Here is a 16,554-nt window from a genome sequence, read left to right as displayed (position 1 = left end):
CGCCGGTCATGCGATCGCGCCCGCCTCGCGCAGCGCGGCGATCTCCTCGCCCGTCAGCCCCGCCTCGCCCAGGACAGCGTCGGTGTGCTCGCCCGGGCCCGGGGCCGCGCCGGACGTGTCGCCCGGTGTCGCCGACAGCTTCACCGGCGTCCCCAGCGCGCCGTCGAGCACCATGTCGCGCGTCAGGAACTGCGGATCCGCGAGCGCCTCGCCGAGCTCCTGCACCGGCTCCAGGCAGCAGTCGTGCTGGACGTTGAACGCCTCCCACTCCGCGCGCGTGCGCTCGAGGAGGATCGCCGCGACCTCGGCGTGCGCGTCGGACCCCGGCGGGTCGAACTGGTGGTCGATCAGGTCCGGCCGGCCCACGCCCGAGCAGAACGCGGCGAAGAACTTCGGCTCCAGCGCGCCGAGCGCGACGTAGCCGTCCGCGCAGCGGTACGGCCGGTAGCAGAGGATCCCGCCGCCGAGCGTGAGCCCGCCGCGCCGGGAAGACGGCTTCGCGGCCAGCAGCGGCAGCCAGGACAGCGCGCCGTCGGCCATCGCGATGTCGACGAACTGCCCCTCGCCCGACCGCAGCGCGGCGAGGATCCCGAACGCCGCCATCAGCGCGCCGCCGCCGATGTCGGCGATCTGGCCCGCGGCCTGCACCGGCGGCCCGTCCGCGTCGCCGCTCAGCGCCAGCAGCCCGGCGCGCGCGAGGTAGTTGAGGTCGTGGCCCGCGCGGTCGCGCAGCGGGCCGTCCTGCCCGTAGCCGCTGATCGCGCAGTAGACGAGCGTCGGATTGACCTCGCGCAGGCGCTCCCAGCCCACGCCGAGCCGGTCCATCACGCCCGGCCGGAACGACTCCAGCACGACGTCGGCACCGCGCACCAGGCGCAGGAACGCGTCGCGCCCGGCGCCGGACTTGAGGTCGAGCTTGATCGAGCGCTTGCCGCGGTTGAGCGCCGCGAACCCCTCCGGGTCGGCGCGCGTGTAGTCGCCCGCGCCGAGGTCCTCGACCTTGATCACGTCCGCCCCGAAGTCGGCCAGCAGGAGCGAGCAGAACGGCCCGGGCAGCAGCCGCGAGAGGTCGAGCACGCGCAGGCCGGCGAGCGCGCTCACAGGCCCAGCATGGTCCGAGCCTCCGCGACGGTCGCGAGCCGCCGGCCCGCGTCCGCCGCCATCCGCGCCGCGCGCGCGACCAGGTCCCCGTTGGAGCGCGCCATCTCGCCGTCCGGCAGGTAGAAGTTGTCCTCCAGCCCGACGCGGATGTTGCCGCCCAGCGAGAGCGCCGCCGCCAGCAGCGTCCACTGCGCTCGCGAGATCCCGATCACCCCCCACTGGTGCGGCACGCCGGGGACCTGCTCGGCCATGTGCGCGACGTTGCGCGCCGTCGGGCGGATGCCGCCCGTCACGCCCATCACGAACGAGACCTGCAGCGGCGGCTCGAGCGCCCCCATGTCGAGCAGCGGGTCCAGCGACGCGACGTGCCCCGAGTCGAAGCACTCGTGCTCGGGCCGGATGCCCTCCTCGCGCATCGCCGCCAGGAACGCCCGGATCGTCTCGAACGAGTTCTCGAACACCGCCGCGAAGACGAAGTCCTTGCGCCGCGAGGAGTACTTGGCGTAGTTCATCGAGCCCATGTTCAGGGCGCCGACCTCGGGCTTGAGCGCGCGCAGGTACTCGATCCGCTTCTCGACGGGGACGCCCAGCGTTCCCGTCGAGTAGTTGACGATCGCGGCGTCGCCGACCTCGGCCCGGATCGCCTCGGTGATCGCGCGGAAGTCCTGGACCTCGTGCGACGGCCTCCCGTCGGGCGTGCGCGCGTGGATGTGGATCATCACGCCGCCTTCGTCCACGATCCGGCGCGCCTCGGCGGCGTACTCCGCCGGCGTGTAGGGGATCGCCGGGCACTGCTCGCGCGACGCGAGCGCGCCCGAGATCGCGCAGGTGAGGATGACCGGGTCGGCGAGGGTCAGGCGGGTGAATCTACCCGGCGGCCGTTGCGGGCGGCCTTGGCCGCGTACATCGCGCGGTCCGCGTGGGCGAGCAGCGCGGGCGCGTCGGCGCCGTCACCCGGGAACGTCGCGACGCCGATCGCCGCGCCCAGCCTCACCTCGGCGTGCTCGAGCGCGATCGGCTCCGCCAGCACGGCGTCGACGCGCTCGCACGCCTCGGCCGCGGCGCCCGAGTGACCGCCCACGTCGGTCAGCAGCACGACGAACTCGTCGCCGCCGAGCCGCGCCACGAGGTCGCGCTCGCGCACGCAGCGGCGCAGCCGGCGCCCGACCTCGCGCAGCGCCGCGTCGCCGGCCGCGTGACCGAGCGAGTCGTTGATCGCCTTGAAGCCGTCCAGATCGAGCATCAGGACCGCGGCGGTGCGCCCTCGGGCCGCCGCCCGCGCCAGCGCGCTGATCAGCGTGCGCTCCAGTGCTCGCCGGTTCGCAAGCCCCGTCAGCGGATCGGTGTCGGCCTCCTGGCGCGTGCGCCGGTCCTGCTCGACGCGCAGCGTGACGTCGTCGTAGCTCGCGACCGCGCCGTACAGGTCGCCCGCCTCGTCGAGCAGCGGGCTTGCCTGCGCCTCGATCCACAGCAGCGTCCCGTCGCGCCGCACGAGCCGCGCGACCGCGGCCCGCACCTCCTCGCCGCGCAGCGCGCGCGACATCGGCATCTCCTCGTTGGCGAGCAGGTGACCGCGGTCGTCGAGCAGGTCGACAGGCACGCCGCTCAGCGGCCGCCCCACGAGCTCGGCGACCCGCACGCCGAACAGCCGCGCGACCGCCTCGTTGGCGAGCACCACGCGCGCGGACGTGTCGACCACCAGCACGCCCTCGACCAAGCCGGACACGATCTCGCGGTTCAGCCGCTCGGACGCCCGCAGGCTGCGCTCCGCGAGCTTGTGCACCGTCACGTCCCAGTAGGTGGCCAGCAGCGAGCGGTCCCCGAGCGGCGTCAGCTGCGCGCGCCACCAGCGCTCGCCGCGCTCGAGCTCCATCGCCCCCGTGAACTGCGCCGCGCACGCCTCGCGCAGCTCCGCGAGCCAGGGGTCGTCGCGCGGACACGCACTCGCGGCCTCGTTCGCGTAGCGGAGGGTGATGCCGAGCGGCTCGTCGCCCACCGCCTCCCAGACCTGAAGGCCGACGGGCACCGCATCGAGGACATGTCGATCTGCGGCGTGCATGACGTCGATTCGCCCGGCGCCCGTCTGTACCAGGCGAAATCCGAATGTACTCGATCACACGGGCATGACACCGTGCCGCCGCCATGGACGCTCCGTTTTCTTGCGTTCTGACAGCTCGAGCGCGTGGACGATCGTCGGCCGCGTCTCGCGCGGGTCGATCACGTCGTCGATCATCCCGTTGCGGGCGGCGACGTAGACGTCGATCAGCCCCTGGTAGGCGGCGACCAGCTCGGCGCGCTTGGCGACCGGATCCTCGGCCTCCTCGACCTGGCGGCGCATCACGATCTCCACCGCGCCCTCGGCGCCCATGACCGAGATCTCGGCGCTGGGCCAGGCGACGATCAGGTCCGGCTCGTACGCGCGGCCGTTCATGACGTAGTAGCCCGCGCCGTAGGCCTTGCGCACGACCACCGTGATCTTCGGCACCGTGGCCGAGGCCACGGCGTGCAGCATCTTGGCCCCGTGGCGGATGATGCCCGCCGCCTCGACCTTGGTGCCCACCATGAAGCCCGGCACGTCGACGAGGAACACCAGCGGGATCCCGAACGCGTCGCAGAGGGTCACGAATCGGGCCGCCTTGTCGGCCGAGTCGTTGTCGAGGATGCCGCCGAGCTGGCGCGGCTGCGACGCCACGATGCCGACGGGGCGCCCGCCCATGCGGGCGAAGCAGGTGATGATCGTGCGCGCCCACTTGGGCTTGAGGTCGAACCACTCGCCGTCGTCGACGATCAGCCGGATCAGGTCGTACATGTCGTACGGCTTGCGGTTGGAGTCCGGGAGGATGTCCAGCAGCGCGTCCTCCCTGCGGTCCACCGGGTCGCGCACCGGCCGCACCGGCGGCCGCTCCTCGCAGTTGGCGGGGAAGTAGGAGAGGTACTGCTTGATCCGCGCGATGCACTCCTGGTCGTCGGCCACCTCGAGGTCGCCGACGCCGGACTTCCGGCAGTGCACGCGCGCCCCGCCCAGCTCCTCCTGGGTGACGTCCTCGCCGATCGCCGCGCGGACCAGATGCGGTCCGGCCAGCGCCATCGAGCCCCGCCCCGACACCATCGGCACGAAGTCGGCCAGCCCCGGGATGTAGGCCGTGCCCGCCGCGCACGGGCCCATCAGCGCCGCGACCTGGGGGACGACGCCGCTCATCACGACCTCCTCGCGGAAGAGGTGGCCGGTGCCGGCGAACAGCGAGCCGACCGCCTCCTGGATCCGCGCGCCGGCCGAGTCGAGCAGCCACACGATCGGGATCCGCTTGGTCAGCGCCAGCTCGCGCAGGCGCGCGACCTTGATCTCGCCGGTCATCCCCATCGAGCCGGCCATCACGGTGAAGTCGTAGGCGGCGACCGCGACCAGCCGGCCGTCGACCTTGCCGTAGCCGGTGATCACGCCGTCGGCCGGCGCGTCCCGGCCTTCCATCGCGCGCTGGGAGAAGTGCGGCTGGGCGTGGATCCCGAGCTCGGTGAACGTCCCGTCGTCGATCAGCAGGGCGATCCGCTCGCGGGCGGTGAGCTTGCCCGCGTCGTGCTGGCGCGCGATGCGCTCCTCGCCTCCGCCCAGGCGGGCACGGGCGCGGCGCTCGGCGAGGTCCTCGGCGAGTGGTCGGAGCATCAGACGATCACCTTGCCAGGCGCGCGCCGGCGAGGCGCAGGGCGGCGTCGGCGTCGGCCGCCTCGCGCGGCAGCTCGACGGCCGCCACGCGCGCGAACACGCCGTCGCCGCGCTGCTCGACCGCGGTCGCGGCCGCGGCGATCACGCTGTCCGCCGCCGCGCCCGCGACGAGCGCGCAGAAGTGCGCGCCGCCGAGCCGGTAGACGTGGCCGTCGGCGACGACGGCGGCCTCCAGGCGCTCGGCGAGCCGCGTCAGCAGGCCATCGCCCTCCGCATGGCCGTGCGCGTCGTTGAACTCGCGCACGCCCTCGAGGTCGAGCACGAGCAGCGTCGCGTGCCGGCGGTCGTGCAGCACGACCGCCAGGTCGGCCAGCAGCGCGCGCCGGTTGCCGACGTGGGTGAGCGAGTCGTGCGTCGCCGCGAAGTGCAGCTCGGCGGCCGCCGCCGCGACCTGGCGGTTGGCCTGGCGCAGCTCGACCTCGGCCATCACGGCCGCGGCCAGATCCTCAAGCACGCCGTGATCGCGGCCGGTCCACTGGCGCGGCGCGTGGTCGACCGCGCACAGCGAACCGAGCCGGACGCCACCGGCCGTGACCAGCGGCATGCCGAGGTAGGCGATGATGCCGAAGTCCTGGATCGCCGGGTTGTCGTGCACGCGCGGGTGCGTGCGGGCGTCGACGACCTCCAGCGGCGCGCCGGCCTCGACCACGTGCCGGCAGAACGAGTGCGACAGCGGCGTCTCGCGCAGCTCGCCGAGCCCGACCGAGCTCTTGAACACCTGCCGGTCGGGCGTGACGAGGGTGAACAGCGCGACCGGCACGCCGAGCACCTCGGCGGCCAGCCGCGTGAAGCGGTCGAACGCCTTCTCCGGCGGCGAGTCGAGCAGCCCGCTCGCAGCCAGCGCGGCGAGCCGCGCCGGGTCGCCGAGGGCATCGTTCACGACAGCAGCGGCGCGAGGATGCCGGCGATCAGGTCCACGCGGCGCGCGCGCTCGGCGTCGTCCTCGGGCGCCTCGAACGCCGTCACCTCGAGCCCGATCACCGAGGCCGAGCGGCCGAGCTCGCCCAGCAGCGTGCGCAGCCCGGTGTCGCTCAGCCCATGCGGGACGGCGAACTGCGACGGCAGCACGTCGGGATCGAGCACGTCGAGGTCGAGGTGGATGTAGACCTCCTCGCTGCGCAGCAGCTCGGCGACCTCCGAGGGGCGCGCGATGCCGATGCCCGCGGTCTCGACGAGCACGCGCTCGCCGGGGTCGAGGTCGCGGACGCCGCACATCAGCACGCGGCCGGGCTCGATCGACGGCTCGAAGCCGCTGTCCCAGCGCCCGCACGCGGCCGCCAGGCACATGCCGCCGAGGAAGCCGCTGGGCGTCGTCTCCGGCGTGTTGAAGTCCCCGTGGGCGTCGAGCCACAGGACGCGGACGAGCGGCCGGTGGCGCACGACCGACTGGAACGTCGTCATGCAGATCGTGCAGTCCGAGGCCGTCAGCACCGGGAACGAGCCGGCCGAGAGCATGTCGTCGACCTGTCCGCCGGCCTCGAGGATGCAGCCGTGCGACTCGCGCAGGTCCTCGGAGAAGTCCGCGATCCTCGCGCCGCCCGGCGTACCGACGAGCCGCGCCTGCGGATCGAGCGCGAGCCCGAGCGCCTCGGCGCCCAGCGCGCCGCCCGGCGTCCGGTCGGAGGTGCGGCAGCGCAGCACCGCGACGCTCAGCGGCCGGTCCACCTGGGCTCCCGCTTCTCGAAGAAGGCCTGCACGCCCTCCTTGATGTCGTCGGTCGAGAACGCGAGCGCGAGTTGCGCGTGCAGGTACTCGAGCGCGTCGGCCAGCGGCATGTCGAGCTGGTGGAACATCGCGTCCTTGCCCATCCGCATCAGCAGCGGCGACTTGGCGGCCAGGCTGCGCGCCCACTCGTCGACGGCGGCGTCGAACTCGTCCGGCGCGACCACGCGGTTGACGATCCCGATCCGCTCCGCCTCGCGCGCGGAGATCTGCTCGCCCAGCAGCATCAGCTCGGTGGCCTTCTTGCGGCCGATGTTGCGGTAGATCAGCGCCATGATCATGAACGGGAACACCCCGACGTTGATCTCGGGCGTCCCGAAGCGCGCCGTCTCCTTCGCGATGATCAGGTCGCACGCGAGCGCGATCCCGAGCGAACCCGCCAGCACGTGCCCGTTCGCCGCGCACAGCGACGGCTTGCCGAGGCCGCCGATCAGCTTGAACAGGCGCACGAAGCGGTCAGTTGCGAAATACTTGGAGATCAGCGGGTCCTCGGACGCGAACTGGCCGAGGTCGCCGCCGGCGGAGAACACCTTCTCGTGCGTGGACGTCAGCACAACGCAGCGGACGGCGTCGTCGCCGCGCGCCTGCTCGAACGCCGCGAGCAGCTCGTCGAGCGCCTGGTCCGAGAGTGCGTTGCGCGCCTCGGGACGGTCGAGCGCGATCGTCGCCACCCCGGTGCCGGCGACGTCGTAGCGGAGGGTCTGGAAGGCCATCGGCAGCGGAGCCTAACCGGGTAACGTCACGGCATGGCCGCCAGCGACGTCCTCAAGCCCGACCACGCGGCGCCGCGCCGCCACTTCATCTTCACGGACGAGCACGAGGCGTTGCGCGAGTCGATCCGCTCCTACGTCCGGCGCGAGCTCGCGCCGCACGCGGACGAGTGGGAGCGGACGACCTTCCCGGACTCCGTCTTCCGCCGCATGGGCGAGCTCGGGTTCCTCGGGCTCTCGATGCCGGAGGCCTACGGCGGTCAGGGCGGGGACTACTTCGCGAACCTCGTGCTCGCCGAGGAGCTGTCGGGGTCGCACTCCGGCGGCCTGGCCATGGGCGTCGCGGTGCACACCGACATGGCGACGCCGCCGATCCTCCAGTTCGGCTCCGAGGAGCAGAAGCAGCGTTACCTCGTGCCGGCGATCCGAGGCGACAGGATCTCCTGCCTGGGCATCACCGAGCCCGACGCGGGGAGCGACGTCGCCGGCATCCGCACGCGCGCGGTCCGCGACGGCGACGAGTGGGTCATCAACGGCTCCAAGACCTACATCACCAACGGCCACCGCGCCGACTTCATCGTGCTCGTCACCAAGACCGACCCGGACGCCGGATACGACGGCTTCACGCTGTTCCTGGTCGACATGGACCTGCCGGGCGTGGTGCGCGAGAAGCGGCTGGAGAAGCTCGGCATGCACGCGTCCGACACGGCGCTGCTGGCGTTCCAGGACGTGCGGGTCCCGGACTCGGCCGTGCTCGGGACGGTCGGCAAGGGCTTCTACCAGATCATGTGGGAGCTCCAGGGCGAGCGGCTGATCGGCGCCGCGGGCTGCGTCGCGGGCGCCCAGGCGGCGTTCGACCGCACGCTCGGCTACGCGCTCGAGCGCAAGGCCTTCGGCCGCGAGATCGGCCACTTCCAGGTGATCCGGCACAAGTTCGCCGCGATGGCGACCAAGATCGAGGCCGCCCGCCAGCTCACGTACACGACCGCCTGGCGCTTCGCCAACGGCGAGTACCCGGTGCGCGAGATCTCGATGGCCAAGCTGCACGCCGCGCAGATGTGCTGCGAGGTGGCCGACGAATGCCTGCAGATCTTCGGCGGCGCCGGCTACATGCGCGAGTACGGCATCGAGCGCGCGTGGCGCGACCTGCGGCTCAACCGGATCGGCGCGGGCACCGACGAGATCATGCTCGACGTCATCGGCCGCTCGTACGGGCTCTAGGGTCCGCCCTAGGGCATCAGATAGTCGGGCTTCCTCGCACCGGCTAATGTTGCCGGTCCATGGGAGTCCTCGACGAGAAGGTGGCGATCGTTACCGGCTCGGCGCGCGGCATCGGCCGCGCGACCGCGGAGCTGCTGAGCGAGCACGGCGCCAAGGTGATCATCAATGACCTCGATGCGGACCTCGCCGAGCAGGCGGCGTCCGAGATCGCGGGCGAGACGGCGGTCTACGGCGGTGACCTGACCAAGCCCGGGGCCCCGGAGGCGCTGATCGAGACCGCGGTCGACGCCTGGGGCAAGGTCGACATCATCGTCAACAACGCCGGCTACACGATCGACGCGCCGCTGCACAAGATGTCCGACGAGGCGTTCCAGCGGATGCTCGACATCCACACGATCGTCCCCTTCCGCGTCGTCCGCGCGGCCGCCCCGCACCTGCGCGAGCCGGCGAAGGCCGAGCGCGACCAGGGCGTCGAGGTGTTCCGCAAGATCGTCAACGTGTCGTCCATCAGCGGCACGATGGGCAACGCGGGCCAGGCCAACTACTCGTCCGGCAAGGCCGGCGTGGTCGGGCTCACCAAGACGCTGGCCAAGGAGTGGGGCCAGTTCAAGATCAACGTCAACGCGGTCGCGTTCGGCTGGATCGAGACGCGGCTCACGGCGTCCAAGGACTCCGGCAACACGATGCAGATCGACGGGCAGACGGTCCAGCTCGGCATCCCGGACCAGATGCGCTCGGTCGCCTCCATGGTGATCCCGCTCGGCCGGCCGGGCACGCCGGAAGAGGCCGCGGGCGGCGTGTTCTTCCTCTGCTCGCCGTGGTCGAACTTCATCCACGGCCAGGTGCTCAACATCACGGGCGGCCAGTTCACGGGGATGACGACGTGAAGCTCGTCAAGGCCACCTCGGAGGAGCGCGACGTCCCGCGCGGCGTGGTGGGCGGCGCGGAGATCTCGCAGGCCACGACCGGGGCGCACAACATCTACATGGGCATCTTCCGCGTGCCCGCCGGCTCGCGCGGGCGCCCGCACTACCACGACGCGTGCGAGAGCGCGCTCTACATGCTCATCGGCAGCATCGAGATCCGCTGGGGCGACCAGCTCGAGCAGTCGCTCGTGGTCGACGCCGGCGACATGCTCTACGTGCCGCCGCGCGTGACGCACACGGTGCGCAACCTGTCGGACACCTCGCCCGCCGAGTACGTCGTCGCGCGCGACTCGCCGACCGAGGACTCCGTCGAGGTCCCCTGGGCGGACCGCCCGACGACGTAGCCTGCGGGGGTGATCCCCCGGCGGCCCAAGACGACCGCGGTCGCCGCCGCCCTCGCGCTCGCGGCCTGCGGCGGAGGCGCGCGCCCCGCGGCGTCGCCGTCCTCGCCCGCGCGGCCGGCGACGACGCCGTCGGCGCCCGCGCTCTGCGGCCCGCTGCGCTCGCGCGTCGTCGCGCACGTCGCCGCTCCCGGCCTGACGGAGGCCTCCGGGCTCGTCCTCGCGCGCGGCTCGCTGTGGACGCACGACGACTCGGGCGGCCCGGCGACGCTGTTCGAGCTCTCCACGCGCGGGAAGCTGCTGCGCGAGGTGCCGGTGCCCGGCGCTGTCAACGTCGACTGGGAGGACATCGCGGCGCGGGGCGGCACGCTCTACGTGGCCGACATCGGCGACAACGCGGCGACGCGGGAGGAGATCGCGGTGTACCGGATCCCGCCCGCCCCCGAGCGGATCGCGCTGCGCTATCCGGACGGGCCCCACGACGCGGAGGCGCTGCTCGTCGACGGGTCCCGGCTCGTGATCCTCACGAAGTCGCTCTCCGGTGAGTCGCACGTCTACACGGCGCGCGGGCCTGGGACGCTGCGGCGCGCGGGAACGCTCTCGCTCGGGCTCGGCGAGGCGGTCACCGGCGCCGATGCCCGCGGGCGCACGATCGTCGTGCGCACCTACGACCGCGTGTACGTCTGGATGCGCCGCGCCGGCGAGTCGATCGCGCGCGCGCTGCGCCGCAAGCCGTGCACAGCAGGCGTGTCGCTGCTCCGCGAGGGCCAGGGCGAGTCGATCGCGCTCGCGGCCGGCGGCCGCTCGTTCTACACGCTCCCGGAGGGGTCCAGCCCGGTCCTCCGAGAGTACGCAGTGAGTCAGCACTAACTTGGCGCCGCGCCGCTCGTCCGCGCTTGACGGATTTAGGAAGTGAGTGGACACTCACTTCCCATGAGCTCCCGTCGCCCCCACCCTGGATGGACGTTCGCGATCACCGCGGTCGCCCTGTTCATGGTCGTCCTCGACAACCTGGTCGTCACCACCGCGCTGCCGTCGATCCGCGCTGACCTCGGCGGTGGCGTCCAGGACCTCGAGTGGACGGTCAACGCCTACACGCTCACCTTCGCCGTGCTGCTGCTGACCGGTGCTGCGCTCGGCGACCGCTTCGGCCGCCGCCGCATGTTCCTGATCGGCCTCGGCCTGTTCACCGTCTCCAGCGCGGCCGCCGCGCTCGCTCCCGCGACCGGCGCCCTGATCGCCGCTCGTGCGCTCCAGGGCGCCGGCGCCGCGATCGTCACCCCGCTCACGCTCACGCTGCTGAGCGAGGCCTTCCCGCCGGAGAAGCGCGGCCTCGCGATCGGCGCGTGGTCGGGCATCTCCGGGCTCGGCGTCGCGCTCGGGCCGCTCGTCGGCGGCGCCGTGGTCGACGGCATCAGCTGGCACTGGATCTTCTGGCTCAACGTCCCGATCGGCGTCGCGCTCGCCCCGGTCGCCGCGCGCCGCCTGACCGAGTCCTTCGGCCCCGCCAAGGAGCTCGACCTGCCCGGCCTCGGCCTCGCCGGATTCGGCCTGCTCGGCGTCGTCTACGGCATCGTGCGCGGCAACGAGCTGGGCTGGACGTCGGGAGAGATCGTCGCGAGCCTGGCCGCCGGCGCCGCGCTGCTGGCGGCGTTCGTCGCCTGGGAGCTGCGCGCCGCGCATCCGATGCTGCCGATGCGCTTCTTCCGCTCGCGCGCCTTCGCCGCCTCCAACGGCGTCTCGCTCGCGATGTACTTCGGCGTCTTCGGCTCGATCTTCCTGCTCGCCCAGTTCTTCCAGGTCACGCAGCACTTCTCCCCCCTCGAGGCCGGCATCCGCACGCTGCCGTGGACGGGCATGCCGATGCTCGTCGCGCCGGTCGCGGGCCTGCTCTCCGACCGCATCGGCTCGCGCCCGCTGATGGTCGCGGGGCTGAGCCTGCAGGCGATCGCGATCGCCTGGCTGGCCGGCGTGTCGACCCCGACCGTCGCCTACTCGTCGCTGGTGGTCCCGTTCGTGCTCGCCGGCACCGGCATGGCGCTCGTCTTCGCACCGACCGCCAACGCCGTGCTCAACGCCGTCCGCCCGCAGGAGGCCGGCCAGGCCTCAGGGGCGACGAACGCGATCCGCGAGGTCGGCGGGGTGCTCGGCATCGCCGTGCTCGCGTCTGTCTTCGGCGCCCACGGCTCCTACGCGTCGCCGCAGGCGTTCACCGACGGCATGACGAGCGCGATCTGGATCGGCGCCGCCGTGCTCGCCGCCGGCGCCCTGCTCGCCCTGCTGGTGCCCGGGCGGCGCGTCGCCGCGTCCCGCGACGCGCTGGAGCCCGCGCCCGCGGCGGGGTGACGCTCAGTCCGCTTCATCGCCGCCGTGGCGGATGTCATCCGCCACGCGGCGCTTGAACGGCTCGAGCCGCTCGAACAGCTCGTCCGGATCGACCGCCTTGGACGGCTCGCGCGAGCCGACGAGCCACGGCGCGGCCTCGACCGCGGTGTTCCACGCCGTCTCGTCCGGATCGGTGCCGCCGTCGCTTGGCTCCGGCTCGGACGCCGGCTTGATCGAGTCGAGGTAGACGTTGCGGAAGGTCCCGCGGTCCTCCTCGTGGAACTCGATGTGGGCGCGGCGGCCCTCGTAGCGCTCGGCCTCGTGCCCGATCGCCGGCCGGAAGGTCGTGAACTCGCGGCCGTCGCCGTCGCGCAGGACGAAGCGCGCGTTGCCGTTGCGGGTCTGGGTCTCCTCGACGCTCTCGACGAAGACGTCGTCCTCCATGCCCGGGGTCTACCCGGAAACGTCAGGGCTTGGTCTCGGCGTAGAGCGCGCGGACCTCGGCGAAGATCGCCTCGGCCACGGCCTGCTCCTGCTCGCGGGTGGTCGTCGCGACGCGCTCGTAGGCGATCGGATCGCCGTAGTGGACGCGGATCTTCGGGAACCGCAGCCGCTTCCAGTTGCGCACGAGGTGCGAGCCGTGGATCGCGACGGGGACGATGGGAGCGCCGCTCAGCAGCGCGAGGCGGCCGATGCCGCGCCGGGGCCGGTCCGAGAGCTCGCCGGTGCGCGAGCGGCCGCCTTCCGCGTACATCGCGACGACGCCGCCTCGATCGAGCACGGAGACCGCCGTGACGAACGCCTCCTCGTCGTCGTAGCCGCGCCGCACCGGGAACACGCCTCCGGGCGAGAAGATCTTGTCCATCGGCGGCTTGAACAGCTGCGACTTGGCCATGAACTGGACCTTGCGGCGCAGCGACACGCCGAGGAAGAAGTGGTCGAGGAAGGAGGCGTGGTTCGGCGCGAGGATCACCGGTCCGGCGGCGGGCACGCGCTCCGGGTGGTACCCGCGGGCGCGGAAGAAGACCCACGCCATGAGGCTCATCAGGATCCGCGTCAGCTCATAGACGAAGTTGGGCTTCGTCGTCCGCGTGCGCTCGTGGTAGGAGTCGAAGTGCTCCTTCGGGCGCGGGTCCTTGTAGACCTGCTCCTTGAGCTTGACGAGCTCGGGCTCCGGCATCCCACGTCAGCCTAGTGCGCCCGCGGCGGACGCGGCGGACCGGGCCGTCCAGGAGTCCCGGTCCACCGCTTCCTTTCGCCGGTTCGCCGGTGCCGCGGGAGGAGAGAGTCGCGACATCCGACGTGCGCAATGGTGGCGATCCGCCGCACGTCGACCTATCGCCCAGCGGTACACACTGAGACCGGCGGGGATCGCCCTGCGGTCGATATCGTGCGCCGAAACACGAGGAGCGGAGGCGCAGTGGCGCAGGTCGAGGCCCACATCACGGGCACCGTCTGGAAGATCGAGGTCGCCGTCGGCGACGCGGTGGAGGAGGGCGACACCGTCGTCATCCTCGAGTCCATGAAGATGGAGATGCCCGTCGAGGCCGAGGACGAAGGCACCGTGACCGCCGTGCTCGTCGAAGAGGGCCAGGCCGTCTCGGAGGGCGATCCGCTGGTCGAGCTGGGGTAGTGGGCGCGCTGGAGCTCGATCATCCCGCGCCGCATGTCGCCCGGCTGACGATCTCCAACCCGGAGAAGCGAAACGCACTGGACCGGCCGATCCTCGACGCGCTCGCGGACACGCTGCCGCAGCTCGAGGCCCGCTGCGTCCTGCTGACCGGCGCCGGCGACATCTTCAGCGCCGGCTACGACATCGGCCATTTCGCGCCCGAGCGGCTGGCGCAAGAGGCGGCCGAGCTGGTCGCGAACCCGTTCGAGCGCGCGCTCGAGGCGCTGGACGCGGTCGAGGTCCCGGTCGTCGCCGCGATGAACGGGCACGCGATCGGCGGCGGGCTGGAGCTCGCGCTCTCGTGCGACCTGCGCGTGGCGGCCGAGGGCGCGCGGATGGGCATGCCGCCCGCGCGGCTCGGGCTCGTCTACTCGCACACGGGGCTGCGCCGGTTCATCGACGCCGTCGGCGCCGCGCGAACGCGCGAGCTGTTCCTGACGGGGAAGCTGATCGATGCCTCGGTCGCCCTCGGATGGGGCCTGGTGAACGAGGTCGTGCCGCGCGAGGAGGCGCCGGCGCGCGGCGTCGCGCTGGCCGCCGAGGTGGCCGGCCTGGCACCGCTCTCGCAGCGCGGCAACAAGCGCGTCCTGCGCGAGCTGCTCGCCGCCCCGCTCGACGAGCGCGTCCTGGCCGAGCTCGAGGCGCTGCGCGCGCAGGCGTTCGCCAGCGAGGACTTCGCCGAGGGCGTGCGCGCGTTCGTGCACAAGCGCGCGCCGGATTGGAGGGGCCGATGACGCCCGAAGAGCGGCTGCGCCACTTGGGGATCGAGCTGCCGGAGATGATGATCCCGGCCGGCAGCTACCTGCCGGCACGCGTGACCGGCGACCTGATCTTCGTCTCCGGCCAGGGGCCGTGGCACGCGGGCGGGCTCGTCAAGGGCAAGGTGGGACGCGACCTGACCGGCGAGCAGGCGCGCGAGGCGGCGCGGCTGACGGGGCTGAACCTGCTCGCCGTGCTGCGCCGCGAGCTCGGCTCGCTCGACCGCGTCGGGGCGATCGTCAAGGTCCTCGGGATGGTCAACTGCGCGCCGGGCTTCAACGACACACCGGCCGTGATCAACGGCTGCAGCGACCTCCTGGTCGAGGTCTTCGGCGAGGCCGGCAAGCACGCGCGCTCGGCGGTCGGGATGGCCGAGCTGCCGTTCGACATCGCGGTCGAGATCGAGCTCGTCGCGGAAGTCGTCCGGCCGGGGCCGTAGCGTCCGCCGGGCAGCCACCCGATGCCCGGGCCCGGCGCGGCCCAGGGAGGATTCAATGCTGGATCTCGAGGACCGCCTGGACGAGCTGAACCAGCTCGGCCTCCACCAGCGCATGCGGATGGTCTCAGGGCCCCAGGGCCCGCGGGTGGTGCTGGACGGGCGGCCGGTCCTGTTGCTGTGCTCCGGCAACGCGCTCGGCCTCGCCGATCACCCGCGCGTGCGCCAGGCGGCGGCGGACGCCGCGATGCGCTGGGGCGTCGGCGCGGGCGCCGCGCGCGTGTCCTCGGGCACGATGACGCTGCACCGGCGGCTGGAGGAGCGGCTCGCCGCGTTCACCGGGCAGCGGGCGGCGCTGCTGTTCGGCTCAGGCGCGCTGGCGAACCTGGGCGTGATCCCGGCGCTCGCGCGGCGGGGCGAGGTCGTGCTGCACGACGAACTCTCGCACTGCTCGATCGTCGACGGCTGCAGGCTGTCCGGCGCCGACGTGGTCGCCTACCGCCACGGCGACGCCGACCACCTCGCGTGGGCGCTGCGCCAGTGCGACGGGCGCGCCGCGCTGATCGCGACGGACGGCATGTTCGGCATGGACGGCGACGTCGCGCCGCTGGGGGACATCGTCGCGCTCGCGCGCCGGTTCGACGCACGCTTGCTGGTCGACGAGGCGCACGCGCTCGGCGCGCTCGGCCCGGGCGGCCGGGGCGCGGTCGCGGAGGCCGGCCTCGAGGGCGAGGTCGACGTCGTGACCGGCACGCTCGCCAAGGCGCTCGGGAGCTACGGCGGGTTCGCGTCCTGCGACCACGTGACCGCGCGCTTCCTCGTCCACAGCGCGCGGACGCTGCTGCACTCGACGGCGCTCCCGCCGGTCGCCGCGGCCGCCGCGATGGCGGCGCTGGAACTGCTCGAGGAGCAGCCGCGGCGGGTGGAGAAGCTGCGCGCCAACGCGGAGTCGCTGCGCGAGGAGCTCGCGCGCGAGGGCTTCGAGGTCAGCGGCGCGGCCGCGCACGTCGTGCCGCTTGTCGTGGGCGACTCCGAGCTCGCGGCGCGGATCGTCGACGTCGCGCTCGAGGCCGGCGTCTTCGCCGAGGCGATCCGCCCGCCGGTCGTGCCCGAGGGAACCGCTCGAATCCGGCTCGCGGTCATGGCCTCCCACACCCGCGCCGAGCTCCGCGAGGTCGCCACGGTCCTCGGGCGCGCCGCACTGAAGTGCGGCTTCCGCCCGGGCGCCGGCGTGCCGGTCGCGGCGGCGCACCAGGTCTTCGACGGGCTGGCCGAGGCGGCGTAGGCACGGGGGCGCGGGGGGCGGGGCGCCGCGGGGCGCGATCGCCGCCGCGGGGCGCGATCCCCCGCCGCGGAGCGCGATCCCCCGCCGCGGAGCGCGATCCCCCGCCGCGGAGCGCGATCCCCCGCCGCGGGGCGCGATCCCCCGCCGCGGGGCGCGATCCCCGGCCGCGGGCCGCAAGCACCGTTGGCGCCCCCGCGCGATCCGCGGCCGCCGCGATGCTCCGCCGCCGGCCGCCGCGATTCCGCCGCGGGCCGCGATCCCCGCCGCCGCGATTCCAGGCGGGGCCCTCGGCTACTGCGGCGATCCTCGCCGCCGCCGCGATCTACCGCTGCCCG

18 protein-coding genes are annotated in these 16,554 nt (G+C 73.3%); 9 read left to right on the top strand and 9 right to left on the bottom strand.

The window, feature by feature from the left end:
* Positions 1-6: 6 nt before the first annotated feature.
* The 7 genes from H958_RS0113380 to H958_RS0113350 form a co-directional block, all read right to left on the bottom strand.
* The gene (locus tag H958_RS0113380) at positions 7-1,101 is read right to left on the bottom strand and encodes a CaiB/BaiF CoA transferase family protein (protein ID WP_028059047.1); all 1,095 of its coding nucleotides are present in this window, start codon (positions 1,099-1,101) and stop codon (positions 7-9) included.
* Positions 1,098-1,922: a BKACE family enzyme gene (locus tag H958_RS0113375; protein ID WP_231379255.1), complete on the bottom strand. Its 825-nt coding sequence runs from the start codon at positions 1,920-1,922 to the stop codon at positions 1,098-1,100. The genes H958_RS0113380 and H958_RS0113375 overlap by 4 nt, the downstream gene beginning before the upstream one ends.
* Positions 1,923-1,954: 32 nt before the next feature.
* Positions 1,955-3,127 carry a sensor domain-containing diguanylate cyclase gene (locus H958_RS37050; RefSeq protein WP_051324214.1) on the bottom strand — a complete coding sequence of 391 codons (1,173 nt, stop codon included), beginning with the start codon at positions 3,125-3,127 and terminating at the stop codon, positions 1,955-1,957.
* An 87-nt stretch (positions 3,128-3,214) separates the two neighbouring features.
* Positions 3,215-4,762, bottom strand: a complete 1,548-nt coding sequence (locus H958_RS0113365) for an acyl-CoA carboxylase subunit beta (protein WP_037410094.1) — start codon at positions 4,760-4,762, stop codon at positions 3,215-3,217.
* Positions 4,763-4,769: 7 nt separating this feature from the next.
* Positions 4,770-5,702, bottom strand: coding sequence for a diguanylate cyclase domain-containing protein (locus H958_RS43320; protein ID WP_051324213.1), 933 nt, complete (start codon positions 5,700-5,702; stop codon positions 4,770-4,772).
* Positions 5,699-6,487 (bottom strand): arginase family protein, encoded by a 789-nt coding sequence (locus H958_RS0113355; RefSeq protein ID WP_028059044.1) that lies wholly within the window; start codon positions 6,485-6,487, stop codon positions 5,699-5,701. Before H958_RS0113355 ends, H958_RS43320 begins: the two co-directional genes overlap by 4 nt.
* A complete protein-coding gene (locus H958_RS0113350) occupies positions 6,472-7,257 on the bottom strand; it encodes an enoyl-CoA hydratase/isomerase family protein (RefSeq protein WP_028059043.1) in 786 nt (261 codons plus the stop codon). Before H958_RS0113350 ends, H958_RS0113355 begins: the two co-directional genes overlap by 16 nt.
* A 33-nt stretch (positions 7,258-7,290) precedes the next feature.
* Here H958_RS0113350 and H958_RS0113345 point away from each other — a divergent pair, with 33 nt between their 5' ends.
* The 5 genes from H958_RS0113345 (at position 7,291) to H958_RS37035 (ending at position 12,088) form a co-directional block, all read left to right on the top strand.
* Complete coding sequence (locus H958_RS0113345) at positions 7,291-8,475, top strand: acyl-CoA dehydrogenase family protein (protein WP_051324212.1); 1,185 nt, start codon at positions 7,291-7,293, stop codon at positions 8,473-8,475.
* A 59-nt stretch (positions 8,476-8,534) separates the two neighbouring features.
* Positions 8,535-9,362, top strand: a complete 828-nt coding sequence (locus H958_RS0113340; protein WP_028059041.1) for an SDR family NAD(P)-dependent oxidoreductase — start codon at positions 8,535-8,537, stop codon at positions 9,360-9,362.
* Positions 9,359-9,745, top strand: a complete 387-nt coding sequence (locus tag H958_RS37040; RefSeq protein WP_051324211.1) for a cupin domain-containing protein — start codon at positions 9,359-9,361, stop codon at positions 9,743-9,745. The genes H958_RS0113340 and H958_RS37040 overlap by 4 nt, the downstream gene beginning before the upstream one ends.
* A 9-nt stretch (positions 9,746-9,754) precedes the next feature.
* On the top strand, positions 9,755-10,612 hold the full coding sequence (locus tag H958_RS0113330; protein WP_028059040.1) for a hypothetical protein: 858 nt from the start codon (positions 9,755-9,757) through the stop codon (positions 10,610-10,612).
* 63 nt (positions 10,613-10,675) lie between these two features.
* Complete coding sequence (locus tag H958_RS37035) at positions 10,676-12,088, top strand: MFS transporter (RefSeq protein WP_037410093.1); 1,413 nt, start codon at positions 10,676-10,678, stop codon at positions 12,086-12,088.
* A gap of 3 nt (positions 12,089-12,091) precedes the next feature.
* Here the strand turns inward: H958_RS37035 and H958_RS0113320 are convergent, their stop codons facing one another.
* Positions 12,092-12,511, bottom strand: a complete 420-nt coding sequence (locus H958_RS0113320) for a hypothetical protein (RefSeq protein ID WP_028059039.1) — start codon at positions 12,509-12,511, stop codon at positions 12,092-12,094.
* A 22-nt stretch (positions 12,512-12,533) separates the two neighbouring features.
* Entirely contained in the window at positions 12,534-13,247 is a 714-nt protein-coding gene (locus tag H958_RS0113315; RefSeq protein WP_051324210.1) for a lysophospholipid acyltransferase family protein, read from the bottom strand.
* A gap of 240 nt (positions 13,248-13,487) precedes the next feature.
* Here H958_RS0113315 and H958_RS0113310 point away from each other — a divergent pair, with 240 nt between their 5' ends.
* Genes H958_RS0113310 through H958_RS37030 form a run of 4 tightly spaced genes read left to right on the top strand, consistent with a single transcriptional unit; the run spans position 13,488 to position 16,219 of the window.
* Positions 13,488-13,700, top strand: a complete 213-nt coding sequence (locus tag H958_RS0113310) for a biotin/lipoyl-binding carrier protein (protein WP_028059037.1) — start codon at positions 13,488-13,490, stop codon at positions 13,698-13,700.
* Complete coding sequence (locus H958_RS0113305) at positions 13,700-14,473, top strand: enoyl-CoA hydratase/isomerase family protein (protein ID WP_051324209.1); 774 nt, start codon at positions 13,700-13,702, stop codon at positions 14,471-14,473. The genes H958_RS0113310 and H958_RS0113305 overlap by 1 nt, the downstream gene beginning before the upstream one ends.
* Positions 14,470-14,937 (top strand): RidA family protein, encoded by a 468-nt coding sequence (locus H958_RS0113300; protein ID WP_028059035.1) that lies wholly within the window; start codon positions 14,470-14,472, stop codon positions 14,935-14,937. Before H958_RS0113305 ends, H958_RS0113300 begins: the two co-directional genes overlap by 4 nt.
* 55 nt (positions 14,938-14,992) lie before the next feature.
* A complete protein-coding gene (locus H958_RS37030; protein WP_081685853.1) occupies positions 14,993-16,219 on the top strand; it encodes an aminotransferase class I/II-fold pyridoxal phosphate-dependent enzyme in 1,227 nt (408 codons plus the stop codon).
* Positions 16,220-16,554: the final 335 nt, after the last annotated feature.

The organism is Candidatus Solirubrobacter pratensis (genome assembly GCF_000425945.1).
Taxonomy (GTDB): domain Bacteria; phylum Actinomycetota; class Thermoleophilia; order Solirubrobacterales; family Solirubrobacteraceae; genus Solirubrobacter; species Solirubrobacter pratensis.
Note: the sequence above shows the minus strand (reverse complement) of the source record. Positions and strands in the feature narration are given on the sequence as shown.

What these genes read in the sequence shown, in the direction of transcription:
- H958_RS37035 (WP_037410093.1), top strand. Translation starts at nt 10,676, where the DNA reads ATGAGCTCCCGTCGCCCCCACCCTGGATGGACGTTCGCGATCACCGCG.
- H958_RS0113350 (WP_028059043.1), bottom strand. Translation starts at nt 7,257, where the DNA reads ATGGCCTTCCAGACCCTCCGCTACGACGTCGCCGGCACCGGGGTGGCG.
- H958_RS0113300 (WP_028059035.1), top strand. Translation starts at nt 14,470, where the DNA reads ATGACGCCCGAAGAGCGGCTGCGCCACTTGGGGATCGAGCTGCCGGAG.
- H958_RS37030 (WP_081685853.1), top strand. Translation starts at nt 14,993, where the DNA reads ATGCTGGATCTCGAGGACCGCCTGGACGAGCTGAACCAGCTCGGCCTC.
- H958_RS0113365 (WP_037410094.1), bottom strand. Translation starts at nt 4,762, where the DNA reads ATGCTCCGACCACTCGCCGAGGACCTCGCCGAGCGCCGCGCCCGTGCC.
- H958_RS0113315 (WP_051324210.1), bottom strand. Translation starts at nt 13,247, where the DNA reads ATGCCGGAGCCCGAGCTCGTCAAGCTCAAGGAGCAGGTCTACAAGGAC.
- H958_RS0113340 (WP_028059041.1), top strand. Translation starts at nt 8,535, where the DNA reads ATGGGAGTCCTCGACGAGAAGGTGGCGATCGTTACCGGCTCGGCGCGC.
- H958_RS0113345 (WP_051324212.1), top strand. Translation starts at nt 7,291, where the DNA reads ATGGCCGCCAGCGACGTCCTCAAGCCCGACCACGCGGCGCCGCGCCGC.
- H958_RS0113320 (WP_028059039.1), bottom strand. Translation starts at nt 12,511, where the DNA reads ATGGAGGACGACGTCTTCGTCGAGAGCGTCGAGGAGACCCAGACCCGC.